This window comes from Methanobrevibacter sp. (assembly GCF_017447225.1).
Lineage (GTDB): Archaea > Methanobacteriota > Methanobacteria > Methanobacteriales > Methanobacteriaceae > Methanocatella.
In genome coordinates this window covers 1-10423 of sequence record NZ_JAFSNZ010000053.1, presented here as the reverse complement: position 1 = coordinate 10423, position 10423 = coordinate 1, and the positions used below count along the sequence as shown (strand labels likewise).

At 29.8% G+C, this 10423-nt stretch carries 4 protein-coding genes; 2 read left to right on the top strand and 2 right to left on the bottom strand.

Annotation, left to right across the window (positions count from 1 at the left end; all coding sequences use genetic code 11):
• Positions 1-265 precede the first annotated feature (265 nt).
• Complete coding sequence (locus IJQ68_RS05375; protein WP_292797951.1) at positions 266-868, bottom strand: DUF3800 domain-containing protein; 603 nt, start codon at positions 866-868, stop codon at positions 266-268.
• A gap of 80 nt (positions 869-948) precedes the next feature.
• Positions 949-1971, bottom strand: a complete 1023-nt coding sequence (locus IJQ68_RS05370) for an XRE family transcriptional regulator (protein ID WP_292797948.1) — start codon at positions 1969-1971, stop codon at positions 949-951.
• A gap of 990 nt (positions 1972-2961) precedes the next feature.
• Here IJQ68_RS05370 and IJQ68_RS05365 point away from each other — a divergent pair.
• Complete coding sequence (locus IJQ68_RS05365) at positions 2962-3996, top strand: integrase (RefSeq protein ID WP_292797945.1); 1035 nt, start codon at positions 2962-2964, stop codon at positions 3994-3996.
• Between the two features lie 618 nt (positions 3997-4614).
• On the top strand, positions 4615-10423 hold a 5809-nt coding region (locus IJQ68_RS05360), incomplete at its 3' end, for an S-layer family protein (protein WP_292797942.1).

The window sequence follows — 10423 nt, the reverse complement described above, 5'->3', positions numbered from 1 at the left end:
GAAAATTTATAACAAGCATCGAACAACTAAAATTTATCTTTGAAAATGAATTTAAACAAGTAATTGATAATGAAAGTTATTGGGAAAATTGGCTCTGGAAGTTCCTATGAACTTTTATAATTTTTAGTGTCGTGAACTATAATAGGTAGAAATATTTAAATATTTATATTTACATAATCTTTAATTGAAAGATTTGGGAGGTAAAAATTATCATCTCTTATGTCCTTGTCCTGATGAGGGGCATTACTGGTGGCATAGGAGTTCTCTAATCTTCATATACAGTTTTCATGATTTTATTTTTCACAATTTTTATATATTCGTCATTATTATTTTCTATACTTTGATATGCTGACCATGATATTAAATCAGCTATTTGAACTCCTTTATATTTCAATGAATCTACATGTTTTATTGATATTGGATGATTTTTCGGATTATTTAAATTTTTTTTGAATATTTCATTATAATTAGCTATTTTTTGTTTATTTCTTCTAGTTCTATCTACATAAACCTCTGTTGAACTAGATATATTGATAAGTTTAGCTAGTTCTGATGAAAGTATATCATATAATAAATGATTATCATTCTTATAATTGATTTTATATCGGTCTTTCTTGTTCAACACTATAATGAATGATTCATAATCTATTTTATTTAAACTTTTTAAAATTTTTTTTTTAATTTCTGGTGGAATGGTCGTTCCTTTGATTTCATTAGATTTACCAATTTTCTTTTTATTATTTCTTCTGGATTTATTAATTAATCGGTCTAAATTTCTATAATTATTTACCTTAATTCCTGCAATAATAAAATATTTAGAACCACCTTTTCCTAAATCACCACTTTCATCAATATAAATATACTCCATAATTTTTTCTCTTTATAATTTAAATTCTAAATATCTATAGTTACAATTTAATAGTTAAATAAGTTTTAGACATTCCTTCATCAATATGCAATATCGTATCTAAAAAGGTCAAGTAAAATGTCTTTTCTTCTGCCTAGGCTTATTTTTCCTTTTTCATAAATTTTTTCTGTTAGGGGAATCATATGTCCTATTGAATAATATTTTTTATCCTCATGCGTTGGTTCATATAATGATGTATCATAACCAAATTTTCCTGCTTTATCCATAATATTAAAAGAGAATTCAGCTAGTTGTGATTCATCAATAAATTTTTCATTGTATAGTCTTCTAATTAATGAATTATGGTCAATCTGGAAATATTGTTCGCATTTTATTACATCTTCAATTGTCCATTCACTAATGTTTTCCCGTTCAATGAAATCATATAGAGCATGTTTTGTCATTAAAAAATTGGAAGCAAAATCATCTGCTTTAATTTCAATTTCATCCTTCAATCCTTCCGAACAAATGAAAAAATTTTTTTCATCATCCAATAAATGGTATAGTTCATGGGCTAAAGTGAAATTTTGACGTCCTATAGAATGTGATGAATTTATTAGAATTATAGAATCAATATCTTTTTTATAACAGCATCCGCTGACACTTCTTTTCATAGGAAATGATACTATTGTCAGATTTGGAATTTTTTGGACAAGCAATGTGAAAATATTAATAGGGCAGTATTCATCTAAACCAAACTCACGTCTCAGGTTAATATTTAATTTGGGTAATTTAATCTTATTTTTTTCATCATCCAATCCTCTTAAAATATTTAAATGATAAGTTAATCTATTAATTTTAGCTATTGCTTTTAAATCCAAATCGTTCCCGGATTTAAAATTAATATTTATCTTTTCATATTCATCTGTTTCGCCTAAAAGATATTCGGGCGTACAGTTATATAATGAAATGAGTTTGTCCGATAAAGTCCAATTCAAATTTCTTTTATCATTTTCTATTTTTGATAGATTGCTTTGGTCTATTTCTAAAAATTCTGCTACCTGTCTTTGTGAATATCCATATTCAACACGTAATTTTCTTAATCTAGAACCAATACTTGTCATATTAATCACATTTATTAATTAATTATAATTTGTCATCAAATATATTTATATTTTTTTAATTTTTTGAGGTCAATATTATAATTTTATAAATTATTTTTAATATAAATAAATTATTTATTAATCATTGGGTTAATTTTTATTATATTATTAAAAACATATATATTACAGGTTATAATTTAAATTGATGCTTTTAAATAATTATTTACACTTTATCAAAAGATACTTCGCCGTTGTAGGAAATTAACCAAAATATTAACAATTTTAAGGATAAAATCAGAATTAATTTAAATGGAATATGGAGAACATAACATAAACTGGGTGATGTATACTAAAAAACAATGCTTATATAGACAAATATGATATTATTAACAGCACCTCTCCCGAAGATTTTCGTGAATATTATCTTTTGGTAACATCACACATTCATGAGAAAAGAACATATTCTAAACCTTATTAACTGAATTAATCAGTCATGATTTTTTATATAACTGATATTATCAGCAGACAGGCTCCAATTATGATATTTAGATATTCTTTATTTCGATATCCTAAAAATATTATTATTAGGCACAAAATTATTTGAATTATGGTTAATAATGATTTTAGCAATATAATCAACTTTTTTTCATTAAATGGTAGGAAGTATTATATACTATTGGACAAGAAAAATATGAGTAAATATTATGGGAAATTAATCCCATAACCTATACATTTCAGCAATTCCATTAATGCCGTGATTAACATAAGGATTGCTGAGATGACTCTTATTTTTTCATCATCCATAGCAGTATCACCTCCTACAAAATAATGTTATTCATTCTAATATTTAAATTTAAGGATTATTTAACCTTTAAAAATTGTTGTGAGTGTGGAAAATTGTTCTAAGAATAACATACTATTTAAATGTTTGTATATTTTTGAATTAAAACGATTTTTTGATATTTTTCAATTTATAAAGTTAAATGACTTTAAATACATATAATTAATTTTATGAAAAGCCAATACCTCCAAAAATTTTTTAAAGAACGAAATATCAGATTAAGCACTCAGAAATGTTATGAATCAGCACTAAAAAAATATATTTCATATCACAACCTCTCTTTGGATGAGCTGATTAATGAAGCCATTATGGAAGAGGATGAAAGAATCCCCTTAAAAGAGAGGAAACTTAAAAAAAGATTGATTGACTTTAGAAGCTTTCTATTAGAGGGTAACGTGTCAGATACCACATCAAGAACCTATTTTTCAAATGTCAAATCTTTTTACAGGCATTTTGAAGTTGAAATACCATATCTGCCATCCATCAAATACAATAGAAACTATGAAAGCAACTATTTTGACATTCCAACAAAAGACCATATTGCACAGGCTCTTGATATTGTTTCAATCGATTTAAAAGCCCTGATACTTTTTATGTCATCTTCCGGCACCGCAAAAGCAGAAACACTGTCACTGAGTGTTGGGGATTTTATTTCTGCAACGTCTGAGTATCACAGTGGCGGATCTTTAAATCAGATTCTCAATGTTTTGGGTGAAAATGACAGTGTTGTTCCTACATTTTACCTGAAGCGCATAAAAACCGACAAGTACTATTATACATTCTGCTCACCACAGGCAACATCAGCCATTGTTAAATACCTCAAAAGCCGCACAAATCTTTCAATAGATGATAAGCTATTTGATTTTACAGATTCAATTATAATGATTCGCTTTAAGGAAATCAATGATTCCCTGGGATGGGGATTTAAAGGCAAATACAGATTTTTCAGATCACATACTCTACGTAAATTTCACGCTTCAAACATAGGCTTGAGTGTGGAATATATTGACGCCTTGCAAGGTCGAAGCAAAAATGAGGTTCATGAAGCATATGTAAAGACAAATCCCAAAAAGTTAAAGGAAATATACATGTCCGCCATGAAAAATGTGATGATTGATATTGGAAATTCAGATGAAAGCATTACTCAGGAGTTTACAATTGTAGTTAATGTGTTTTTATCGGGAAAGGAATATAATATTTTATAACATTCTTAAATCTGGATTAATACTAAATTGAGCAAGTACAAAAGTTTACTGGAAAATACAATGCATTATGCAATGGTTAATCTGTAAATTGTTTTCAAGAAATAAATATGTTTTATAGAAAAACATGCATATTTCGCTAATCTTTTAAAATAAAGTATAGTATCAAAATATAAATTTAGTAAATCCTAAATTTTTTTATTTTTTTTAAAAAATAATTTATTTATCTTAGAAATATTTAAAAAATGTTTATTTTATTTAAATAATATTAAATCATGTTTAATTTTTCTTTTAAAAAAACGATGAAAACTTTTATATATTAATAAAAAAAGATATTTATTTTAACTATAATGAAAGCTTTTTAATAAAATGTTCATGTTTTTCTATAAAATATGTAATTTTATTCTATAAAAATTAAGGTTTAACATCTTGTTTGCCTTAAATTTTATTTTAAAAGCCTTTTATAGTTAAATGGTGAAAAATTGTGGTTTTAAATTATGTTTTCCATTATTTTTTATTATTAAAAATCATGGATTAGTTATAATAAAGTCACATTTTTTTGATATTATAAAAATCGATTAAAATCGGAGAAATGATATTATTTCTAAGTGTAAAAAAAATTTGATAATTTTATCATTGCTGGTTCTGGTTTTGTGCATGGGTGCTGCAAGTGCGGCCGACGTGTCAGACGGACCTGTGATGACGAATGATAATGGTGATGTTTCAATAGGAACATCTGAAATTACTGGGGGTGCTGGTATTCTTGGTGCGCCTAGTAAAAGTAATGATGTGCTGGGCGCTGGAACCGGTACTTTCATAAATTTAAACGAAACTATAAATAGTCTTGGTGATAACCAAACTGTCACACTTGATTCAGATTATACTTATGATAATGATACTGATTATGCTTTTGTTAACGGTATTGTTATAAATCAGAATAATTTCACTGTTGACGGTAATGGTGTTACTATTGACGGTAATAGTTTAGCCCGTATATTCATTATAAACGGTAACAATGTTACATTGAAAAATATTAATTTTATAAACGGTAACGCTACCGATAACGGTGGTGCTATACTATGGAACGGAAACAACGCAACTATAGAAGATGCTAATTTTAGTGGTAATGTTGCTTATGGTAATGGTGCTGCAGTCTGTTTTGTCGGTGAAGATATGTCTTTAACTGAGGTTACTTTCGGTAAAAACAAAGCAGGTGCAGGTTTAACTGTAAATGTGTACAGTACAGATGATATTGTCGCAAGGGTAATTGGATACAACAGTTACTTCAACGCAATATACACTGCAGGAATGGGTACTTTAAAATATAATAATGTTAACTATTGGGATGGTAAAGAAGAAACCATGGGATCAAGTAATGTGGAAATTGAAGCTGGTAAGACTACTGTGGTTCCTGATGTAGTTGTTCATTTAGGTATTACTGATGAAAATAGTGTTATCATTTTGGATTTCAGAAACATTACAGATGATGAAGGTTATGCTTACTTTAACCTAAGTGATTATTACAGTGAAGGAAAGCTTAATTTGGCTAACCGTTTTGAAGGTAATGATTATTACTTCCAAACAGAACAACCACCAATAAGTTATTCTGAAGGAGGAGACTTCCAAATCCTACAAAACCTCATTAACACTAATGTAAAACAAGGAAACAATTATATTGTCCTTGACCGTGACTACACTTATACTATTGGTGTAGATGCAATTTATTCTATTCGTATTGCCTGGGATAATATTACTATTGATGGTAATGGACATACTATTGACGCACAAGGAAGAGGCGGATTTTCCGTATCATCAAACAATACAACTTTTAAAAACATTAATTTCATAAATTGTAGTCAGACTAATGGTGGTGCTATTGTTTTCTGGAAGGATGGACTTTTATCTAATGATGTTGATTATTATACTTTTACTGTATTAGATTGTAATTTTACTAATTGTCATGCTAACGGTAGAGGTGGAGCTGTGGCTGCTTATTGTGAGATTAAAATTAAAAATTGTAATTTCATAAATAATACTGCAGGAAATGAAGGAGGAGATTTATCAATCAGATATAATCATATTTCATCTCCTTACCAGTCTATTGTAGAAAATTGTAATTTTACTAATGCTGTTGCTAATGGGGATGGATCTATACATATTGCTCAATATAATGTAACTATTAAAGATTGTATCATTACTAATTCTACAGCCATCAACAACAGGGGTACAATTTCTGTATATGCTGTAGGTTCAAAAATCATCGGTTGTACTTTTATTAATAACACAGGAATAAATGGTGTAATCCAATATAGATCCGGTGGTCGTAATTTTGTTTTATCTGATTGTAATTTTATTAATAACAAAAACCGCTATGGTGTTGTGTATATCAATTCTCTTGTAGACATATCTGGTTGTACTTTTGATAGTAATACTGTTTATGAGGGAGTTATTTATATTCATAATAATTATGTTAATATTGATAAATGTATTTTTAATAACAACACTGCTGAAACTTCTGGTGGTGCTATCAGTGCGGGTTATAGATATATAAATATTTCTAATTCTATTTTCACAAATAATCATGCTGAAAATAATGGGGGTGCTATATATTCAAGGTCTTCACGTGATCATACATATTCTAATTTAACTTTCATTAATAATTCTGCAGTCAATGGTGGTGCTGTATACATTACCGGATCTTATCTAACAATTTTTGAAAACATTTCATTTGTTAATAACTCTGCTGACAATGGTGGATCCGTTTGGACTTCTAAAAGTGGTGAAAATAAATTCTCTAATTCCAATTTCACAAATAATACTGCTACGGATTTTGGTAGTGCAATCTACCGTGATGGCACCGGAAAAATAACTTTAATTAATGTTAATTTAACTCATAACCGTGCAGGTAGTGTAATGGATGTTAAAGAAGATGGTGACATTTTAAATGGTCATCTTATTGGTAATAATGGTTATTTAAATTCAATTTATTCCATTACTTCTGCAGTATTATCTTATAATAATATTCAATATTGGAATGAGACTCAGGGATATGTTACAACTCCTGCAAGCGATATTCAAGTTACTACAGTTGCCGGTAAAACTACTGATTTAGCAAATCAACCTGTCGTTATTTCTTCTACAATTGCTGAACCAGAAGATAAAGTGACTGATGATAATGGGGATGTGTCTTATACTGCAACATCTAAAGATAATGTTAAATACACATTCTATTTCGATGGTAATGACTGTTACTTGCCATCTGATAATGCAGGTAATGCAATAGGTTATGGTGATTTCTATATATTACAAAAATATATAGATGATCAAATAGCTAATGGTTTTACTAATATTGTTTTACCTCGTAACTACACATACACTATCAATCTTGATACCGTGAAAGATGGTGTTAATATTAGTGTGGATAATGTGATTATTGACGGTAATGGTGTTACATTAGATGCACAAGGAATGTCACGTATATTTAATATCCTCGGTGCTAATGTTACAGTTAAAAATATTAATTTTGTGAATGGTTATAATGCTGTTAATGGTAGTGCTGTTTATTGGAATGGTGTTAATGGTACTTTAAGTGGTTCTGAGTTTATTAATAGTAGTGCAACTAATGGTGGTGCTGTTTATTGGAATGGTGTTAATGGTACTTTAAGTGGTTCTGAGTTTATTAATAGTAGTGCAACTAATGGTGGTGCTGTTTATATTGTTAATAATGGAACCATTTCTAATTCCAAATTTGAAAATAACACTGTGGCTAGTGCTAGTGGTATTATTCATATCTCTGGAGCGAATAATTATATTATTAATTGTAATTTCAATGATAATGTTACTTATACCATATATAATGTCGACAGTGTTAATTTAACAAAAAATACTTTAACCAACTTAATCTACAATAGTGGTGTTATTACTAGTCCTACTAACGTTACTATTTTAGAAAACAGTACAATATACGGTTCTCTTAACGAGACTGTTAAAATCACAGCAATCATCTACGATGACAACAATAACATAATCCAAGTAAATGGATTCAAATTTGTTTTAGAAGACGGTACTGAAATTGCTACAGTATTTGATAAAGAAACTGGTATTTACACTGCAAGTTACGTATTTGATACTGCTGGAACATACACTATCAATGCTACTACAGATAAATTATCTGACTGCACTCTTTTAATGGGTACTGTAATTGTTACAACTTCAACTCCTATTAGTGTGAGTGTTGAGGATATTAACTACACTGAAACTGCAAATGTTAATATTACTGTTGGTGAGTTATACTTCAATGTACCTAAAGACGGGGAAGTTATTGTAACTATTATTGGTGATAATAATTTCACTGCTAACTACACAATCAGTTTAAGTGATTTCACACAATTAGTTTACACTTCACCTGTATTTGATGCACATGGAAACAATATTACTGTTCCTATGGGTGTTAATTATGTTTTACCTGTTTCTGGTTTGAATGCTACTGATTATCAGGTATTTGTTGATTTCTCAGGTAACAGTCAGAGTGGTCCTAACTCAACCAATACTACTTTCAAAGTCAATAAAATTGATCCTGAAATAATCATTGATGTTGAAAATATCACCTACGGAGAAAATGCAACTGTAAACGTTACTTTACCAGCAACTGCAACCGGCAACATTACTGTGCGTATTGCAGGTAAATACTACAATCTTACAGATGAAATTTCTGGTTTAAATGCTGGTGATTATGATGTTATTGTAGTTTATGATGGTGATAACAATTATAATGCACGTACTGTTTATAATACATTCACTGTTTCACCTGTAAACTCTACTTTAACTGTTGTTGCTGAACCTATATTTGAAGGTGAAATTGCAGTAATCAATGTTACTTTAGTTGATGGTGAAGGAAACAATATGGATGCTATTGTAATCGTTAATGTTAACGGTACAGACTACACTGCTTTAGTTAAAGATGGTAACGGTAGTGCAATCATCTCAGGATTAACTGAAGGAGAATACAATGTAACTGCTGTTTTCACTGGTGATGGTAATTATGTTAACTCAACTGATAATACCAGTTTTACTGTAACCGCTAAAACTAATATTTCCATTAATGTTAGTGATGTGGAAATCGTTGTTGGTGAAAACGCTACTGTAAATGTTAATGTTACAGATGTAATCAATGGTCAAAATATTACTATTACTGTAAACGGTAAAAAAGAAGAAGTAACTGTATCTGATGGTAAAGCTAGTGCAGAATTCAGCGATTTAGCTGCTGGCCAATACAATATTACTGTTGTTTATGCTGGTGATGAGTCTAATGCTCCTGCAAGCAATACTACTGCTGTTGTAACTGTAAGCAAAATTAATCCTGTTGCTAATGCTGAAGATTTAGCATTTACTGTTGGTGAAGAAGGTATTTTAGAAATCACCGGTTCTCGTAACGTTACTTTAATCGTTGATATTAATGGAGCACAATATTATGCTGCTCTTGATGATACTGGTAAAGCTAGCTTGAATGTTTCCAGTTTAGCAAAAGGTAATTATACTGTTGTCATCACATCTGTTGAAGATGATATGTATAATAAAGTAGACTTGGGTGCTGTTGCAGTTATTAACGTCACTGCTAAGGAAATTCTTCCTACACCTATTAGTGTTGATGATGTTGTAATTGATGCTGGTGAAACTGCTGTTGTTAATGTTAATGCTCCGGCTATAGTTGGTCAGAATGTAACTATTACTATTGTTGGTAATGATACTAAAACCTCTATTGTTGGTGTTAATGGTAATGCTAGTGCAGAGTTCGCTGGTTTAGCTCCTGGTGAGTATGCTATTGTTGTTTCATACGCTGGTAACGAAACTCAAGCAGCAAACACAACAACCGCAACATTAACCGTAAACAAAAAAGCACCAGTAGTTAACGCTGAAGATGTAACTTTCACTGTTGGTAATGATGGTGTCTTAGAGATTACTGGTCCTGCTAACGGTAACTTAATTGTTTCCATTAATGGTACTAATTATGCTGTTGCTTTAGATGCTACAGGTAACGCTACTTTAGATGTATCCGGTTTAGGTGAAGGAACTTATCCTGTTGATATTACCTACATTGCAGATGATTATTATGAGTCTGCTGATTTCACGGGTGCTGCTACTGTTACTGTAAACGCTAAAGAGGAATCAGGTATTACTGTTACTGTTAATGATGATAATATTACTGTTGATGCTGGTAGTGTTGATCCTAAGGATATTAATGTAACTATTGATGGTAAACCTGCTGTTATGGTTGATGGTGTTATTGATATTAGTGATTTAGCTCCTGGTAACCATACTGTAGAGGTATCTTACCCTGGTGACGATAAGTATGCTCCATTTGAAAATAGTACTGTTATCAGTGTTCCTTTAGTTGATGATTATGAGATTAGTGCTACTGGTGCTGAGGTCT

Coding starts and splice junctions, on each gene's coding strand:
- IJQ68_RS05375 (WP_292797951.1), bottom strand. CDS start 868: ATGGAGTATATTTATATTGATGAAAGTGGTGATTTAGGAAAAGGTGGT.
- IJQ68_RS05365 (WP_292797945.1), top strand. CDS start 2,962: ATGAAAAGCCAATACCTCCAAAAATTTTTTAAAGAACGAAATATCAGA.
- IJQ68_RS05370 (WP_292797948.1), bottom strand. CDS start 1,971: ATGACAAGTATTGGTTCTAGATTAAGAAAATTACGTGTTGAATATGGA.